This is a genomic window from Pseudomonas sp. NPDC090752, assembly GCF_055584805.1.
The window spans coordinates 93,639-111,926 of the sequence record NZ_JBVJLI010000003.1; the positions used below are offsets into that span (position 1 = coordinate 93,639).

Annotated in this window: 3 protein-coding genes; 1 reads left to right on the forward strand and 2 read right to left on the reverse strand. The window is 65.4% G+C overall.

Annotation, left to right across the window (positions count from 1 at the left end; translation table 11 throughout):
- Positions 1–7: 7 nt before the first annotated feature.
- Together ACZ6YA_RS05640 and norR are read right to left on the reverse strand one after the other, a co-directional pair.
- On the reverse strand, positions 8–14,344 hold the full coding sequence (locus ACZ6YA_RS05640) for a BapA/Bap/LapF family large adhesin (protein ID WP_465896100.1): 14,337 nt from the start codon (positions 14,342–14,344) through the stop codon (positions 8–10).
- Positions 14,345–14,529: 185 nt separating this feature from the next.
- Positions 14,530–16,080 carry a nitric oxide reductase transcriptional regulator NorR gene (gene norR, locus ACZ6YA_RS05645; RefSeq protein WP_465896103.1) on the reverse strand — a complete coding sequence of 517 codons (1,551 nt, stop codon included), beginning with the start codon at positions 16,078–16,080 and terminating at the stop codon, positions 14,530–14,532.
- A gap of 251 nt (positions 16,081–16,331) precedes the next feature.
- Between norR and ACZ6YA_RS05650 the strand changes: the two genes are divergently transcribed.
- Positions 16,332–18,170, forward strand: a complete 1,839-nt coding sequence (locus tag ACZ6YA_RS05650) for a hypothetical protein (protein WP_465896105.1) — start codon at positions 16,332–16,334, stop codon at positions 18,168–18,170.
- Positions 18,171–18,288: the final 118 nt, after the last annotated feature.

The following is an 18,288-nucleotide window of genomic DNA, read 5'->3' on the forward strand; positions in this document are numbered from 1 at the left end:
TGCGGCCTCAGACGACATGGATGCCGTTTTGTACCCACAGGTGGTGGCTCGGATCCTCCTGGGCCGTGTATTGGTTATAGTCGATGCCGTCGGCGGTCTGGTTGCCGGTCAGGCTCCAGGTGTCGGTCATGTGCACCGAATCCTGTTCATCACCCTTGATCAACAGGGTGTTGTTGCTGGTTTCGGTGATGGCCACCACGTCGGCGAGGTTGAGAGTCAGCGCTACGGCGCTGGTGTCGTTGAGGTCGATGATCTCGATGTCGTGGACACGCCCGACCAGGTTGCCGAGGTCGATGCTGGCATCGCCGCCACCCCACAGCAGGGTGTCGGTGCCGCTGCCGCCATCGACGCTGGCGAAGTTCTGGTCGACCACTACCAGGGTGTCGTCACCCGCACCGCCTTCCAGCGTGATGTGACCGCCCTGGCTGCCATCGAGATGGTCATTGCCGTCGGTGCCGGCGAGCACCTCGCTGGACGCTGCCGCGAGCGTGGCAACACCCTCGTCACCACTGTCAGCCAGCAGCGAGGTGGTGCTGAACAGGCCGGCGGCGTTGTCCAGGTTGACAGTCAGTGTGGCGGTATCGGTGGTGCCGTTGGGGTGGGTCAGTTGGTAGGTGAAGGTGTCGTGCTGGCCGATCACCGCAGAGCTCAGCCCGCTGTTGAGGGTGTAGGTGTAGCTGCCGTCCGCATGCACCAGCAGTGAGCCGTAGGTGCCGGCCACGCTCAGCCCGTTGTAGCCGGGAATGGCGTAGGTGTTGCCCGCCACAAGGATGCTCAGCACGGTCAGTGCCGAGCCCAGGTTGTCGGCAGTGCCGCCGGAGGTGTCGGTCAACAGGTTGCCGGTCACCGGGGTGTAGCTGCTGAAGACGAAGTCATTGAGGTGCGTGGTGGTGGTGTTGAGGCTGGTGGTGATCGAGCTGGCCAGGCCGATGCCGCCTGCCGTGACGCGGATGTGGTAGGTGCCCACGCCCTGGTTCTGGAAGGTGTACGCGGCACCGCCACCGAGCAGGCTGATCAGCGAGCCGCCGGGTACCGACTGCACCAGCACGTACTGGCCGGTCGTGGTATTGAGCTTGAGCAGCTCGATGGTGGTGCCGTTGAGCAGGCCCAGCAGGTTGGTGGAGTTGACCACCACTTGCAGGTTGGCCGTGGTGTCGGCACCGACCGTGGTGGTGTAGGTCGCCTGGCGTGAGCCGATCAGCGGCAGGGTCAGCGAACCCAGGGTGGCACTGCTGGTGTCGACGCGGTTGGCCAGGCTGATGTTGCTGCTGTCGATGTCGTTGACCGCATCGACCACAGTGGCCGGCGCGCTGAGGTTGCTGTCGCTCCAGATCTCCGTGGCTTGCGGGCTGTCGATGCGCACGTACAGGTTGGCCGCATCGGTCAGGCCGTTGCCATGCACCAGCTGGTAGCTGAACACGTCTACCTTGCCGACGCTGGATGGGCTGCCGTTGGGTGTGTAGGTGTAGCTGCCGTTGGCGCTGATCACCAGGGTGCCGTACAGGCCTTGCACCGTGGTCGAGGCGCCAGCGGCAACGTAGCTGCCGTTCTTGAGTACCTGCAACACGGCGCCGCTGTCCGGGCCGAGGGCGTCGACGCTGCCGTCGGTGCCTGGGTCGGTGATGACGTTGCCAGTGGTCGCGGTGCCGATGCCGGTGAACTGGGTGAGGCTGGTGGCCTCGATGTCCAGGGTGGTGGTGACTTGCGTGACCAGGCCGATGCCGCCGCTGGCGACGGTCAACCGGTAGTCGCCTGCTTGCAGCGTGCCCATGTCGACCTGCAGCCCGATCGGCAGCACGATCAGGTCGAGCAGGCCTTGGGTGTTGCCGTTGGCAATGGTGACCCAGGCGCCGCTGGCGTCTTTGACCTGCAGGGTGAAGGTGGCGTTGTTGAGCAGCGCCAGGACGCTGTTGGTGGTGAGGGTCAGGGTTGGGTCGACCGTGGTGCCGGCAGCGACTGTCCAGGTGTAGGTCTTGCTGAAGCCCGACAGCAGGGTGGTGAAGTTGTCGGTGTAGGTTGTTGTAGCGGTCACCGGCGCCAGGTTGACGGTGGCGGTGACCAGGTTGTCGCTGGCAACCACCGGGGCGTTGGCATCGACGTCCGGGGCGGTGATGTTGGCGTTGCCAGAGACATTGTTGCGTGGGTCGGTGAGGGTCACGGTCAGCGTCTGGCCATTGTCCTGGGCGGGGCTCAGGGTCACGCTGAAGGTGCCGTTAGGTTGTACCGTGGCGGTTTGCACCAGGCCGCCGGAACTGCGCACGGTGACGGTGGCACCGGCCTCACCGCTGCCGGTCAGGGTGCTGCCGTCGGCGCTGATCACCAGGTTACTGGCAGCCGCAGGTGGGGTGATGTCCGGCGCGGTCAGGGCGGTGCCGGTCGAGGTATTGCCAGCAGCATCGGTGAGGGTGACGGTCAGCGCCTGGTTGTCGACTTGCGCGGCGGCCAGGCTGACCACGAACAGGCCGTTGCTGCCGACCGTGGCGGTACCGAGGACGGTGCCGGCGCTGTTGCGCACGGTGACGGTGCTGCCGATCTGGCCAGAGCCGCTGATCGAGGTGCCGTTGGTATTGATCGCCGCCACCGGTGCCGCGGGTGGCGTGGTGTCCGGCGCAGTGATGCTGGCGCTGCCGGACTGGTTGAGACCAGCGTCGGTCTGGCGCACGACGAGCAGTTGGCCGTCGTTCTGCGCGGTGGTCAGGGTGACACTGAAGGTGCCGTTGGCTTGTACCACAGCGGTACCCACCACGCCGCTTGGGCCAGTGACGGTGACCGTCGCGCCGGCCTCACCGTTACCGGTCAGCACAGTGCCACCGGCATTCAGCAACAGGTCGGTCGGCGCGTTGGGGGCCTGCACGTCCGGCGCCGTGTAGCTGGTGCTGCCCGAAGGGTTTTGCGCGACATCGACCTGGGTCACGCCCAGCACCTGGCCATTGAGTTGCGCACTGGCCAGGTTGACGCTGAATACCCCACCGCCATTGACCAGCGCCGTGCCCAGCACATTGCCGCTGGCGTCGCGTACGGTGACCGTGGCACCGGCTTCACCGGTACCGGTAAGGACCAGGCCGTTGGCCGACAGCGCGGTGACGATCGGGTTGGCCGGTGGAGTGATGTCGGTGGCCTGCACGATCAGTGGCAGCGATTCGCCGCCAAGCAGGGTCGAAGTGGTTACCGAGAGGGTCTGGCCATTGAGCTGAGGGCTGTTCAGGGTCAGGCTGAAGTCGCCGTTGAGGTTGGCCGAGCCGCTGCCGATCTGGTTGCCAGCGGCGTCGTACACACGAATCGACGCACCGGTGGCGGCCGTCCCGGTCAGGGTCAGGCCGTCAGCGGCCAGTACTGCACTGGTAGGTGGCTCTGGGGTCGGTATCAGCGGTGTCAGGTAGGTCGCCGCCGCCGAGGTGTTGCTGGCAAGGTCGGTCTGGGTAATGGCCAGTGTCGCGGCCGAGCCAGGGGTTGGGCTGAGGTTGACTTGGAAGGTGCCATTGGCGGCCACGGTGCCGGTGCCGATCACGCTGCCGTTGAAACTGACGGTCACGGTCGCGCCGGCTTCGCCGCGCCCGCTCAACACGTTGTAGGCAGTGTTGATGTTGAGGTTGGTGACCAGGTCCGGCGCCGCGGTGTCTAGCCCTTGGTAGGTTGCGGGCAGCGACGCATTGCCTGCCGCGTCAGTAGCGACTGCCGTCAGCAGTTGGCCATTGTTCTGGGCCGGCGTGAGGCTGACGGTGAATTCCCCGCCCACGGGCACCACCACGGTGCCGACCACCACGTTGTCCGGGCCTCGTACGGTGATGGTGCTACCGGCCTCACCTTTACCGCTCAGCAGCGTACCGCCTGCGTTCAGGCTGAGGTCGATGGGCTGGGAGGGCGGCACCAGGTCCGGTGCGGCGATCTGCAACGGAGCCGATGGGTTGCCAGTGGCATCCTGGGCGATGACGGTCAGGACCTGGCCATTGATCTGCGCGGTGGTGAGGTTGAGCACAAACGTGCCATCGGCATCGATCACCCCTTGGCCGACCAAGTCGCCACGGTCGTTCACCACGGTGATGCGTGCGCCGGCTTCACCGCTACCGGTCAACTGTGTGCCGCTGCCGTTGAGCGTCGCAGTCACGCTGACGGGCGGCGTGATGTCGATGGCCGTCAGGTTACTGATCGGCGAGACGTTGCCGCTGCCATCGACCAGGCTCACCTGCAGCACCTGGCCATTGAGTTGCGGCGACAGCAGGTCGACCACGAAGGTGCCGTTGGCGGCGACTGTGGCGGTGCCAACCTCCACGGCGCCGACGAACACGCGCACGGTGGTGCCGGCTTCGCCCGTGCCAGTGAGCTGGGTGCCGGCAGCATCGAGATGCAGCTCGGCGGCCGCCGCAGGCGGGGTCAGGTCCGGTGCATTGACCGTGACTGGCGCACTGATGTTGCCAGGCGGGTCGGCCTGCTGTACCGAGAGCACTTGCTGGTTGATTTGCGCGGGTGACAGCTCGACGCGGAAGCTGCCGTCGGCGAGCACCTGAGTGGTGCCGAGCACATCGCCGTTGACGTTGCTCACCGTGACTGTCGCGCCCACTTCTCCGCGGCCGGTGATCGCGCTGCCGTCGGTGTTGATAAGCACATCGGTAAGGATGGCAGGTGGTGTGAAGTCAGGCGTTTGCAAGGTGGCAGCCGCCGACACGTTGCCTGCCACGTCGGCCTGGGTCAGGCTGAGCAGCTCGGCGTTGCCCAGTGCGGGGTTGAGGGTGACGGTGAAGTTGCCGCTGGCATCCACCAGGGCGGTGCCGATATCGTCGCCAGCGGCATTGCGAACGGTCACGGTGGCGCCCGCTTCACCACGACCGGTGACGGTCACGCCGTCGCTGGAGATCGACAGCTCGGTGAGCAGCGCGGGGGCGGTAGTGTCCGGCGCGGTGATGGTGCTGGGGTTCGACTGGTTGCCGGCGGCATCGGTCAGCACCACCTGCACCTGTTGGCCATTGGCCTGCGGTGGATTGAGACTGACCTGGAAGCTGCCATCGCCCATCACTACCGCTGTGCCCAGTACGGAACCGTTGGCGGCCAGTACCTTGACGTTGCTGCCGGCTTCGCCGGTGCCGTTGAGCAGGCTGCCGCCGCTGGCGAAGGCGAGGTTGCTTGCAGCATCAGGGGCCACGCGGTCGGGTGCCGTCAGGCTGACACTATTGGATTCGTTGCCTGCCACGTCGGTCTGGAGTGCACTCAGTTGTTCGCCGTTGATCTGCGCGCTGGCCAGGCCAATGTTGAAGTTGCCGTTGGCATCCACCACGCCTGTGCCCAGCTCGGCACCGCCTTGACCGATCACGGTCACGGTGGCACCCGGCTCGCCACGGCCAGTCAGGGTCAGGCCATCGTTGCTCAGCACCAGGTTGGTGAGCGGTTGTGGCGCGGTGGTGTCCGGCGCCTGCAAGGTGGCCGGCAGCGAGGCCGTGCCATCGGTGGCCACGGCGCTGACATGCAGCACTTCACCGTTGGCCTGGGCGCTGCCGAGGTTGACGGTGAAGTTGCCGTCGTTGCCGACCGGCGCGGTGCCCAGCAGCGCACCGTTGGGGCCGTAGACGTTCACGGTGCTGCCCGGCGCGGCGGTGCCGGTGACCACCAGGCCATCGGCCGACAGCAGCAGGTTGTCCGGCGCATCGGGGGCCAGGTTGCCCGGCGCGGTCACGTTCTGTGCTGGCGAAACGTTCTGCGCGGCATCGGCCTGGGTCACGCTGAGGCTCTCACCGACCACGGCCGCAGGGCTGAGGGTGACCGTGAAGTTGCCGTCGGCGCCAACTAGGGCAGTGCCGAGTGAAGCGCCGCCCGGGGCGCGTACCGTGACCGTGGCACCCGCTTCACCCGTACCGGTCAAGGTAGAGCCATCGGCGGCGACCGCCAGGTTGGCGACTGCCGCGGGCGGCGTGGTATCGGCGGCGGTGTACGGTGCGACCGCCGACACATTGCCGGCCGCATCGGTAGCGGTCACCTGCAACGCCTGGCCGTTGGTCTGCGCACTGTTGAGGGTGACCTGGAAAGTGCCATTGCCGCTGGCCACAGCGCTGCCCAGCACATTGCCCGCAGCATCGCGCACGGTGACCGTGCTGCCGGCTTCGGCACTGCCGCTCAGTTGCAGGCCGCTACCGGCCAGTGCCAATGCGGTCGGTGCTGCTGGCGGCGTGAGGTCGGGTGCCGTGACGGCAACGGCGGCCGACGTGTTGTTGCCCGCGTCGGTCTGGGTCACGCTCAGCTGCTGGGCGTTGAGCTGCGCGCTGGTGAGGGTCAGGGTGAAGCTGCCGTTGGCGGCCACCTGGCCAGTGCCGATGATGGTGCCATCGGGGCCGCGCACGGTCACGCTGGCGCCGGCCTCGCCGAGGCCGGTAAGGGTCAGCCCGTTGTTGTTGAGCACTACGTTGGTCAGGGCGGCCGGAGCGCTCAGGTCAGGGGTGGGCAGGGTGACGGCAGGCGAAGTATTGCCCGCTGCATCCAGCTGGGTTACGCCGATGGCCTGGCCGGTCGCCTGCGGAGTATCGAAGGTCACGCTGAAGCGACCATCGGCACCAACGGTGGCGGTGCCTACGACGGTACCGGCGGCGTTGCGCACCTGCACGGTGGCACCCACTTCGCCGCTGCCAGACAGCTGCTTGCCATCGGCGCTGAGCACCGCGTTGCCGACCGCTGCCGGTGGCGTGCGGTCTGGCGTGGCCAGGCTGGCTGGGCCGGACACATTGCCAGCGGCGTCGCTGAGGGTGACCTGCAGCGGACTACCGGTGGTCTGCGCAGTGGGCAAGGTGATCTGGAATTGGCCATTCTGGTTGACTGTGCCTGTAGCCAGGATCGTGCCCGCTGCATCGCGCACGGTCACGTTCGCGCCAGCTTCGCCCTGGCCGCTGACCACGGTGGCCGCGCTGTTCAGGCTCAGGCCGGTGGCTGCGCCTGGCGCTTGCAGGTCGAATGCCTGCTGGGTCGCAGCGAGCGAGGTGTTGCCGGCGGCGTCAACCTGGGTGATGGTCAGGTTCTGGCCGTTGGCTTGCGGCGGGACCAGGCTGACGCTGAACAGCCCATTGCTGCCCACGGCCGCGGTACCCAACTCGGTGCCTTGGGCATCCACTACGCGCACGGTGGCACCGACTTCACCGCGGCCAGTGAGGGTGCTGCCGCTGCGGTCGATGGCGAGCTGGTTGGGGGCGTCGGGTGCGGTGGTGTCTTCTGCCACCACCGTGGCCGGGATCGACGGCTTGCCGCCCACCGAAAGACGGGCGCTGACTTGCAGCGTTTGGGCATTGAGCTGGGCAGTGCTGAAGAACACCCGGAAAATGCCGTCGCTGCCGACTGTAGCGGTGCCCAGCGTGGCACCGGCGGAAGTGACGGTGATCAGCGAGCCTATCGTGCCTTCCCCGGTCAGCAGGAAGCCGTCGGCGCTGATCGTCAGGGCGGTCGGCGTGGCCACTTCAGTGCCATCCGGGCCGGACACGCTGACTGACGTCTCGTTACCGCCGCCGTCGCGCACCACCACTTGAGCGGTATCGCCATTGCCCAGAGGCGGAGCGATGTCGATCACGAAGGTGCCGTCCGGGCCTGCCGTGCCGGTACCCAACTCGGTTGTGCCATCACGAATGATGACCGTGGTGCCAGGTTCGGCGGTGCCAGCGATAGTGCCGCCATCTGGGCTGACCGTGAGGTCGGCCGCGGGCGCGGGTGGAGTGGAGTCAGGCGCGGTGGCGGTTGACGCTGCGGTGGAGTTGCCAGCGTCATCCGCGACCACCACGGTTACGGTTTCGCCATTGGTCAGCGCAGGTGCCAACGGTACGCTGAACGTTCCGTCGCCGTTCACTGGCACGCTGATCAGCGTGCCGTCCGGCGTGGTCACCGTCACCGAGCTTGCCCCCGGTGCGTTGCCAGTGACCGCGCTGCCATCGGCGCTGACGGCCAGGTCGGTGGGCAATGCCGGTGGCGTGAGGTCCGGTGCCGTCGCTTGGCCAGCGGTCGATGGATTGCCAGCGGCGTCGGTCAGGGTGATGGCGAGCACCTGGCCGTCCAGTTGCGCAGGTACCAGCGGCACACTGAAGACGCCGCCCACCGGGACCACGACCGTGCCCAGCAAGTCGCCGTTGGCGTTGCGCACTTCAACGGTCGAGCCGACTTCGCCGCTGCCTTGCAGCGTGGTGCCATCGGCACTCACCAGCAGGCCAGTCGGCGTGGCGGGGCCGGTGCTGTCGCCGGCGGTGTATGGGGTCGAGGCTGAGGCATGACCGGCGCCGTCGATCAGCACCACCGACACTACCTCGCCGTTGGTCTGCGTGGGGCTCAGGGTCACGCTGAAGGAGCCGTCGCCTTGCACCACGGCATCACCCAGCAGTTGCCCGTTTGCATCCCGTACTTCGACGGTGGCGCCGGGTTCGCCCTGGCCGCTGAGGGTGCTGCCGTCCGCGCTCAGGCCCAAGCCCTGAGCAGGTGCGGGTGCTTCGAGGTCATTAGCGGTGACGGTGCCGGCCCCGGAGGTATTGCCAGTGGCATCGGCCTGGGTGACCGATAGCGTCTGGCCGTTGAGCTGCGGTGGATCGAGGGTGACGCTGAAGCTGCCATCGGCTTGTACCACGGCTGTCCCGAGGACTGCGCCCGCAGTGCCGGTGACGCGTACTTGTGCGCCCGGTTCACCGGTTCCGGACACCACCGTGCCATCGGCGGACAGGGCCAAGCCGCCTGGTGTGCCGGGTGCCTGGCTGTCCGGCGCTGGCAGGTCGACTGCTGCCGACACGTTGCCGGTGGGGTCGCGTTGCTCCACGGTCAATGCCTGGCCATTGGTCTGCGCAGGGCTCAGGGTGACCTCGAAACTGCCGTTACCGGCTACCACAGCGGTGCCCAGTAGGCTGCCATCGGGGCCGCGCACGGTGACGGTGGCGCCCACCTCGCCGGTTCCGGTGACGGTGGTGCCCGTGGCATCAATGGTGAGCGCGCCGACCACCTGAGGCGGTGTGCTGTCGGGGGCGGTGAAGTCGACGGGGCCAGCGCTGTTGCCGAGGCTGTCGGTGGCCTCGACGGTCAGGCTTTCGCCATTGCGCTGCGGTTGGTTGAGGGTGACGTCGAAGCGGCCGTCGGCGCTGACCGTCGTGGTGCCCAGCACGCTGCCGTCGGCGGCGCGCACGGTGACTGTCGAGCCGGACTGGCCGCTGCCGGTCAGATGGAGGCCAGCGCTGTCGATGGCCAACCCGGACGGTTGCAGCGGGCCATCCAGGTCGGGCGCGGTGAGGGTGGCAGTGGAGCTGTTGCCAGCGGTGTCACGCAGCACCACGTCGATTTCCTGGCCATCGGTCTGGGCCGGGGTCAGCGTAACGGTTAATACGCCATTCTGCCCAACGACCGCAGTGCCCAGCACGGTGCCTTGGGCGTTGCTGACCTGCACGCTGGTGCCGGGCTCGCCGCGGCCGGTTAGGGTCACGCCGTCGGCACTCAGCACCAGGTCGGTGGCCTCGTTCGGTGGCGTGATATCCGGAGCGCCGACTTGAGTCGGCAACGAGCTGTTGCCTTCGGCGTCGATGGCCAGCACGTCGAGCAGTTCGCCGTTGGCCTGAGGTGGGGTAAGGCCGATGCTGAAGGTGCCATCGTTGCCGACCTGCACACTGCCCAACAGCGTACCGTTGGCATCGCGCACCTCGACCAAGCTGTCCACTGGGGCGGTACCGCTGACGGATGAGCCGTCGGCAGCCACCACCAGCCCGGCAGGGCTTTCCGGCACGGGTGTTTGCGGCACGATGATGTTGAGGCCGACCGAGGGGTTGCCCGCAGCATCGGTCTGTACCAGCACGATGGAGTCGCCGGGATTGACCGACTCATCCAGGTCAACCAGGAAGGTACCGTTGGCGGCCACCGTGCCGGTGCCGATGACGGTGCCGTTGGTATCGCGTACTTCAACCGTGGCGCCTGCTTCACCCCGGCCGGAAATCACCAGGCCGCCAGCCCCCACCACAACGTTGGCGATGACGCCTGGGGCGGTGATGTCCGGGGCGTCAAAGTTCAGTGGTGCAGAGCTGTTGCCGACGGCATCGATGACCTGGATCGCCAGCGCTTCGCCATTGGCCTGCGCCGGATCGAGGGTGAGGCTGAAGCTGCCGTCCTGCCCGACGATGCCGCTGCCAATCAGGGTGCCGTCGGCGTCGCGCACCTCCACGCGGGCGCCAGGCTCGCCGTTACCGGCCAGGGTTAGGCCATCGGTCAGGCTAAGCCCGGTCGGTTGCCCAGGGGCGACCAGGTCCGGGGAGTCCAGCGGACTTGGGGTGGACACATTGCCCGCGGCATCGGTCAGGGTCACCTGCAGTGACGAGCCATCGATTACTGCAGCGTTCAGTTGCAGGGTGAAGCTGCCATCCGGCTGCACAGTGCCGGTACCGACGACTTGCGCCTGATCGTTCAACACGTTGACGGTTGCGCCAGCTTCGCCTCTGCCCGAAACGGTGCGGCCGTCGGCGCTGATGATCAGATCGCTGGCCGGGGCAGGCGGTGTGGTGTCGCCGCCACCATCGATGTCCGGCGCGGTGACGTTGCCGGCTATGGAGGCATTGCCGGCGGTATCGGTGGCAGTGACTTGCAGTTGTTCGCCATCGACTTGAGCGGGCGCGATATTGATGCTGAAGGCGCCGCTGGCTCCAACCAAGCCACTGCCCAGCAGTGTTGTGCCGTCGGCGGCGAGTACGCGCACGGTGCTGCCCGGCTCGGCACGCCCGCTGACCACGCTGCCATCGGCGCTGACCGTGAGGTCGGCCGGGGCCGTGGGTGCGGTGATATCCGGTGCGCTGACTTGCGCGGGCAATGACGATGCACCGTTGCCGTCAATTGCCACCACATCGAGCAGTTCGCCATTGGCTTGCGCGGGGTTGAGCACAAGGGTGAAGGTGCCTTCGGCACCGACCACCACACTGCCGACGAGCATGCCGTTGGCGTCGTGCACTTCGACACGGCTGCCGACAGGGGCACTGCCAGCGATGCTGGTGCCGTCGGCAGCGATGACCAGATCGCTCGGAGAGTCGGGCGCTGGGGTCAACGGTACTTCGAATTGCAGCGATACAGAGGCGTTGCCGCTAGGGTCGGTCTGCAGCAGGTCCAGTTGAGCGCCAGGTTGCGCGGCCGGGTTGAGGCCGATCAGGAAGGTGCCGTTGGCGGTGACCACGCCGCTGCCGATCAGCGTGCCGTTGACATCGCGTACTTCGACGGTGGCACCGGCTTCGCCGCGGCCGCTGAGCGCCGAGCCGCCTGCACCGATTACGACATCACTGACAGCGTCTGGTGGGGTGATATCGGGCGCGTCGAATTCGAGAGGGGCGGAGCTGTTGCCTGCGGTATCGATGACCTGGATCGCCAGGGTTTCGCCATTGGCCTGCAGCGGATCGAGGGTCAGGCTGAAGCTGCCGTCCTGCCCGACAATGCCGCTGCCAATCACAGCGCCGTTGGCATCGCGCACTTGAACCGTGGCACCGGGCTCGCCGTTCCCACTCAGGGTGACGCCGTCGGCCAGGGCCAGGTCGGTCGGTTGGGCAGGGGGCTGCAGGTCGGTCGAGATCACCGAGCCTGGCTGCGACACGTTGCCGGCCGCGTCGGTAAGCACTACTTGCAGGGTGCTGCCATCATTGACCGCAGGGTTGAGGGTGAGCTCGAACGTTCCGTCTTGGCCGACCGAGCCGCTGACCAGCAGATTGCCGTCGGCATCGCGTACTTGCACGGTGGTTCCCGTTTCGCCACGGCCGCTGATTTGCTGGCCGGCCAGGCCGATTACCAGGTCTGTCGGGGCATCGGGTGGCGTGGTGTCGCCGCCATCGATATCCGGCGCGGTGACGTTGCCGGCCGTGGAAGCATTGCCGGCGGTATCAGTGGCGGTGACTTGCAGTTGTTCGCCATCGACCTGAGCGGGCGCGATATTGATGCTGAAGGCGCCGTTGGCTCCAACCAAGCCACTGCCTAGCAGTGTGGTGCCGTCGGCGGCGAATACGCGCACGGTGCTGCCCGGTTCGGCACGCCCGCTGACCATGCTGCCATCGGCACTCACCGTGAGGTCGGCCGGGGCCGTGGGTGCGGTGATATCCGGTGCGCTGACTTGCGCGGGCAGTGACGACGCGCCGCTGCCGTCAATCGCCACCACGTCGAGCAGCTCGCCATTGGCCTGGGGCGGGGCGAGCGGGATGTTGAAGGTGCCGTCCTGGCCGGCTACCACGGTACCGATCAAGGTACCGTTGGCGTCACGCACTTCGACACGGCTGCCAACAGGCGCGCTGCCAGTGATACTGGTGCCGTCGGCAGCGATGACCAGGTCGCTCGGGGTGTCTGGAGCCGGGTTCAGCGGTACTTCAAACTGCAGCGATGCAGAGGCGTTGCCGCTAGGGTCGGTCTGCATCAGGTCCAGTTGCGCGCCAGGTTGCGCGGCTGGGTTGAGGCCGATCAGGAAGGTGCCGTTGGCGGTGACCACGCCGCTGCCGATCAGCGTGCCGTTGGCATCGCGCACTTCGACGGTAGCACCGGCTTCGCCACGGCCACTGAGCACTAAGCCGCCCGCGCCGACTACGACATCACTGACCGCGCCGGGTGGGGTGAAGTCAGGTGCGCTGAATTCAAGAGAGGCAGAGCTGTTGCCGGCGGCATCGACAACCTGGATCGCCAGCGCTTCGCCATTGGCCTGCACCGGGTCGAGGGTGAGGCTGAAGTTGCCGTCCTGCCCGACGATGCCGCTGCCGATCAGGGTGCCATTGTCGTCACGTACCTCTACCCGAGTGCCCGGCTCGGCACTGCCGGTTAGCGTGATGCCCTCGCTCAGGGTAAGCCCGGTCGGTTGCCCAGGGGCGACCAGGTCCGGGGAGTCCAGCGGACTTGGGGTGGACACATTGCCCGCGGCATCGGTCAGGGTCACCTGCAGTGACGAGCCATCGATTACTGCAGCGTTCAGTTGCAGGGTGAAGCTGCCATCCGGCTGCACAGTGCCGGTACCGACGACTTGCGCCTGATCGTTCAGCACGTTGACCGTTGCACCCGCTTCGCCACGGCCGGAAACGGTGCGCCCGTCGGCGCTGATGACCAGGTTGCTGGCGGGGGCGGGTGGGGTGACATCACCACCGCCAACATCGATATCCGGCGCAGCGACGCTGCCGGGCGCAGAGGTATTGCCTGCGGCATCGGTCGCGGTGACTTGCAGCTGCTCACCCGCGATCTGGGGTGGGTCGAGCGTAACGCTGAACTCACCCGTCGAACCGACGACGGCGGTACCCAGTACGGTAGTGCCATCGGCCGCGATAATGCGCACGGTGCTGCCCGGTTCGGCGCGGCCGGTCAGTGATCTGCCATCGGCGCTGACCGCAAGCGCGGTCGGCGCATCGGGCGCCGTGGTGTCGGGCGGGGTGACGGTTCCATCATCCGGAGCATTGATGCTGGCTGGCGTCGAAGTATTCCCCGTCGCGTCCTGGGCCGTGACCTGCAGCGCCTGGCCATCGGTTTGCGGTGTCTGCAGGGTGACGCTGAACAAGCCGTCTGCCCCTGCTACGGCGGTACCCAGCACGGTGCCGTCGGCGCCTAGCACTTGCACGGTGGCGCCAGGTTCGGCGCGGCCGGTGAGGGTGTTGCCTTGTTCGTCGATCGCCAGCTCGCTCGGCGTTGCCGGTGCGGTAGTGTCTGGCGCGGTTATCACACCGGCTTGCGAAGTATTGCCAGCAGCATCGGTGAGGGTCACTTCAAGATTCTGCCCGTTGGCCTGTGGCGTGCTCAACGGAATGTCGAAGGTGCCGTCGGTACCGACAGTGCCTGTTGCTATCACGTTGCCTGCGGCATCACGTATGTTCACTGTGGAACCCACTTCGCCGCGCCCGCTCAGGCGCAGACCGTCCGGTGACAACAGCAGGTCGGTGGGCGTTGTAGGCGGTGTGCTTTCGCCGGGTTCGGAGCCGCCGCTGCTGCCACCGCCGCCACCGTTGTCGGCAGCGGCGGCCGCACCACCAACGCCGAGCAGGCTGAGCCCGGCTATCGCCCAGGTCGGGGTGGCGCTGCCAGCGACGCCGATGCCGGCGACCAGTTCATCGAGTGAGGCGACTTCTTCGAAGGTGAAGCCAGTGAAGGCTGCCGCATCGTAGTTGGCATGCCACAAGGTGCCGTCTTCGCCGACGAAAACCATGTCACTGCCCACGCCTGCCTGGTCGACGGCAAAGAAATTACCGACGGTGACCTTTTCGCCCGACTTCAGCGTGACGATGAGGTCTTGACCGCGCCGGGTGACGGTTGCCACCTGGTCGGGGGCCACCGGCATCTGTACGACACCTGGGCTGTTGAGCGTGATATTGCCGAAGGCGCTCTGGGTGGCGACTGCGGTTTGCTTGTCGGCGACGACGATGTTGTCCATGCATGCTCCCTGCGGGTGTGCGGTACACCGGATCGGCGTTTGCGATCCGTGGCTGGCGCAACGGCGTAACCTGCTGCGCGCAGCTGGGCCGCCTAACGGCCCTGTTACCGGTGGTAAGGGAGATATAGCAGTCCAACGGGAAGCAACCAGAGGCTTTCTGGGTTAATCCTTTGGTAGGGAAGGCTCTAGCGCAGGCCTAAGCGGCGCGCCAGGCGACTGAGATTGGCGCGGTCCAGGCCCAGTTCTCGTGCGGCGGCGGCCCAGTTGTCCTGGTGGCGCTGCAGGCAGGCATCGATCACCTGCCGCTGGTAGCCGTCGACGGCTTCGCGCAAGCCACCTTCGGGCAATGATGGTTCTTCCAGGGGGGCTGGGGCGGGCGCCTGTGCAACTAGCGCCACGGCGCGCAGGTCCAGATCATTGGCTTCCAGCGTGAGGATGCGTGGGCGGTCCGGGTGCTGGCCCATGGCTTTGAGGGCCGAGCGGCCGATCAGGTGCTCCAGTTCGCGCACGTTGCCTGGCCAGTCGTAGGCCAGCAGCGCCGCCTGCGCTTGGCTGCTCAGGCGCAGGCTGTTCAGGCCAAGTCGCGATCGGTTCTGTTCGAGGAAATAACCGGCCAATAGCAGCACATCACGGCCCCGGTCGCGCAGGGGCGGCACTTGCAACGGGTACACGCTGAGGCGGTGGTAGAAGTCGGCGCGGTAGTTGCCGTTGCGCACTTCCGCGGCCAGGTCGCGGTTGGTGGCCGCGATCAGGCGCACGTCGACCTGGTGCTCGCGGTCCGAGCCCAGGCGTTGCAATTGGCCGCTCTGAAGCACCCGCAGCAGCTTGGCTTGTATGGTCAGTGGTAGCTCACCGACTTCATCGAGAAACAGCGTGCCGCCGTTGGCCAGCTCGAACTTCCCGCGCCGTTCACCGTGGGCGCCGGTGAAGGCCCCGCGCACGTGGCCGAACAGCTCGCTTTCGACCAGGGTGTCGGGTAGCGCGGCGCAATTGAGGCTGATCAGCGGCTTGGCGACGCGGTTGCTGGCCTGGTGCAGGGCTTGGGCAACCAGCTCTTTGCCAACGCCGGTTTCGCCGGTGATCAATACCGTGAGATCACTGCTGCCCACTAGGCGGATTTCTTCCATCAGACGCTTGTGGACGGGGCTCTGGCCGATCAGCTCCTTGTTCTGGCCGCTGGCCTGGCGATAAACCTCGGCGCGTTGGTGCTCATCCTCGGCGCGCAGGGCTAGGTGTTCAATACGCTCGGCCACAGTCACGGTGGCGGCGGCCAGGCTGGCGAAGGCTTGCAGGGCATCCAACTCCAAACTTTGGAACTGGCCTGGAGTCAGTGAGTCCAGGGTTACCAGGCCCCACGGCCGTTCATCGACCATCAGCGGACAGCCCATGCAGTCGTGCACTTCAAGATCGACGTCGTGGGCGTTGACCAGACCGTCGTAAGGGTCGGGCAATTTGGAGTCGCTGGGAAAGCGTGTGGGCTCGGCGCGGCTGAGCAGGATCTGGAAGCGCGGGTGCTCGCTGACCTTGAAGCGCCGGCCCAGCGTGTCTGGCGACAACCCGTCGACTGCCAGCGGCACCAGCCATTCGCCGTCCAGGCGCAACAGCGCGGCGGCATCGCAAGGCAGCAACTCGCGCATGGCCTGCAACAGACGGCGATAGCGTTCCTGGTCGGGCAGTTCGCGGGACAGGTCGCTGACCAGGGGCAGCAGGGCAGTGAGCAGCGGTTTGGCGATCATGGAAGATCCAGGTGGTGTAAATGGACCTAAGGTCGGCGCTTGTTCGGCAGACGTCAAGGCCGCATTAACGAAGCGGGGAGACAGGGCGCAAGGGCAGTTGGACCTAGTAAAAATGCCAGGTTACGGGGCTATCAACCTTGGATATTGTTTCTGCGTGCCCTGGGGCTCGAGGAATTTTGCTTCGCTTCAGGCCTTGAGGCCGCACGCAGGTGCCGTGTGGTTGACTATCCCTTCATCGAAGACAATTACCCATGAGCGCAGAACTGTTGGTCCTTGACACGCTGAAAAAATTCTATCGCAGAAACCCGATTCCGAGTGCCAGCAGCTTGTTTCCGCTGTACCTCCCAGACATGGATGCTGAAGGACGTAATAGCGAAGGACTTGGCTGGAACGAGCTTGCTGACTCCAATCGCCCCGTGCCTCTGATCGCGAAGCTACCAGAGGTGGTTCGCGATCAGGACATAGTCAGACTGTTCTGGACGCCCACCCGACCAGAATCCCAGCCGCCATTGACTGATCCGGTAGAAGCTGCAGTGCAGCGTTTCGTGCTCAGTCAGGCGGATATTGACAGAGGGTGGCTCAGCTTTGCGGTACTGAGGGAGGCGTTGAACCTGCCTGCGGATATTACTGAGCGACATCCCTATGTCGGCTTCTTTTACTATTCGCTCCAAGATGCAAACAATCTTGACATCCGCTATTCGGACTATCGCGAGGTACTGATCGACCTGAATGTTCCCGGTGGGCTTGATCCGGATACGAGCACGCCGATCAATAAAAACGTAAAGGCCCCTGTGATCAGCCCCAACGTGATCGACTCGTCCTCGACCCCGGTGTCGATGACGTTAGAGCCTTGGTTCAACCAGCAGGTAGGTGACCAGGTCACGGGGATGTGGAACGGTGTGCGGTTTGTTGATCCGCGCCGCCTCGAGCAAGCCGACCTCGGCAGACCCTTCGTGATGCGCGTGCCCCCCGAGGTGATCGTACAAGGGGGCGACGGCGAAGGGCTTCAAGTTCAATATGAAATTCGTGACCGGGTACAAAACTATTCACGCCCTTCGCTTCCCGCCAGCGTGACGGTCGAGATCGATCCGACAGCCCTTGAGGCACCTGAGGTCATAGAAGCAGACGAAGTGACTTTTGTATTAGACCTGACCTCGCTCAACGGCAGTGATGTGACGGTCGAGATCCCGTCTACCGGGGGAGTCCGGGGTCAGAATATCACCCTGGAATTCATCGCACTGACTTCTGAAGGCCATGAGGTTTCTTACAAATCGCCACCCACGCTATACCCCGCAAGACGTACCCTGATCATGGAGGTGCCAAATGCTTATGCCGCTATCGGCGTCGATAGTACTGCTCGTGTCTTCTACACAGCGACTCCGGCGGGGGGCGGTGCGGCCAGACTTTCACGCACACGGCGCATCAGTATCGTCGGAGAGCTGGTCGCATTGCTTCCCCCTGTACTTGTCGAAGCGCTTGGCACCGACACCGTCGACCTTGCTGATGTGACTGGAGGCCACTTCAATGTTCGCATCCCGGTTTACCCTGCGAAGATGCAAGGGGATGTCATCACCGTGACCTTGACGGGGCGGCCGCTCGAAGGCTCGCCATTGGTACTCCTGGTCCAGGGCACGGTCCCCCCGAACGGCGAGCAGGTCGAGTTGGATATACCTATTACCCTTCAATATCTGCGGTTGATGCTGGAAGGCACACTTTCCCTCAGTTACACGGTGTTTAACCCGACGTTCAATATCCCCCGCAGATCGATTGAAGATCCCACCTACTTCGTAGTGGATCGCAATGTGCCAGCATTCCCACCACTGACCTGCGAGCAGGTACAGGGTACGGGAGCCGAGGCATTCCTGCCGACCGATACACCGTTTGCGAGATTTGTCGTACCTACCGATGCAAGTCTCAGCGATGGACAAGAGGTCACGTTCAGGCTGGGAGTAGCGAACAGCGATACGCCACGGGCCTACACTCAGAGTGTTATTTTCCATGGCTTCCCGTTCAAGTTCACGATGCTCAATGAGGACATCCTGCCTTTCGATAACCTCAATGTGGAGGCGACGTATTCGGTCCCGAGATAAAATGAAGGTGATTGGAAGTGTTTAGTCATTATGACTCTAGTCGGGTCTTAATGACCTAAACTGTGTTTAGTCATTTTGACTAGCTTAAACCCAAGCAGCTGTTTTGCCTGGGTTTTTT

Coding starts and splice junctions, on each gene's coding strand:
- norR (WP_465896103.1), bottom strand. CDS start 16,080: ATGATCGCCAAACCGCTGCTCACTGCCCTGCTGCCCCTGGTCAGCGAC.
- ACZ6YA_RS05650 (WP_465896105.1), top strand. CDS start 16,332: ATGAGCGCAGAACTGTTGGTCCTTGACACGCTGAAAAAATTCTATCGC.
- ACZ6YA_RS05640 (WP_465896100.1), bottom strand. CDS start 14,344: ATGGACAACATCGTCGTCGCCGACAAGCAAACCGCAGTCGCCACCCAG.